Source organism: Streptomyces sp. NPDC031274 (assembly GCF_055570235.1).
In genome coordinates this window covers 1-1037 of record NZ_JBVIHP010000485.1, presented here as the reverse complement: position 1 = coordinate 1037, position 1037 = coordinate 1, and the positions used below count along the sequence as shown (strand labels likewise).

Sequence of the window (1037 nt, the reverse complement as noted above, 5' to 3'; positions counted from 1 at the left end):
GCGTGCCGGGCCCGCTCCGCGGCAAGAGCGGTGGCGGGCCCACGCCGGGCCCCGCTCCGCTCGGCGACGAGGGCGTCCCAGTAGCTGTGGCCGGATGCGGGTGCGGATGTGGATGCGGAGGGGGCGGGAGCGGGGGTAGGAGTGGTGTGGCTGGGAGTGGTGTGACTGGGAGTGGTATGACTGGGCGTCGTGTGACTGGACGTCGTGTGGCTGAGTGCGGAGCCCGGCGCGCCGGCCGGGCCACGGCCGGGCCCAGAGCCCGGGGCACCGTGGCCCGACCCAGAACCCTGTCCTCCGCGACCAGACGCGGGGCCCAGCTCACCACGCCCGGCCCCAAAGCCCTGCTCCTCGAAGCCCGGCGGCCCATCGAAGCCCTGTCCATCAAAGCCCGGCCCGTCGAAGCTCTGCCCGTCAAACCCACGCCCGGCCCCCCGGCCAGGCCCGCCCTCTTCAGGCCGCGTGCCACCCAGCTCCGCGCCCCCGCCCCTCGGCACGGCCCCGTGCCACTGCTTCGTACCCCCGACGCCATACGGATCCAGGATCCGCCCGGCAGCCCCGGCCTCACCATCGCTCCCGCTACGGCTGCCGCCACCGCTCCCGCCCTCCGCGCCATTCCGGCGCGGCCCCTCCTCGGCGTACCCCTCGTACCCCTCGTATCCGTCGGATCCCTCGACCCCCGCCGCGCCGTCCCTAGGCCCCGGCAACTCCGCACCCGTCGACGCCGAGCTCCGTCGGCCCTCGTCCCCCCTCACCCGCGCCGCGGCCCGCGCCCCGGCGCGATAGGCGGCTATGGCGCTGGACCGCGCGGCCCGCGGATCGCCCTCGGGTTCCGTGGGCGGGGCGGCCTCGATCGCGGCATGCCCACGCGAACGACCGCTCTCCTCGGCCTCATTGACCTCATAGGCCTCATCGGCTCCGTCAGGCTGATCCGCATCGGGCCCACCACCGGCGCCACCAGCACCAGCACCAGAGTCAGCCCCGCCCTCGAACCCCGCGAGGAACTCCTCAGGCCGAGGGTCGTACCCGCACAGCGCCTC

General features: G+C 75.4%; 1 protein-coding gene. It reads left to right on the top strand.

Annotation, left to right across the window (positions count from 1 at the left end; translation table 11 throughout):
• Positions 1–857: 857 nt before the first annotated feature.
• Positions 858–1037 (top strand): hypothetical protein (locus tag ACZ5CR_RS47360; protein WP_468870275.1); only part of this gene is annotated, 180 nt, incomplete at its 3' end.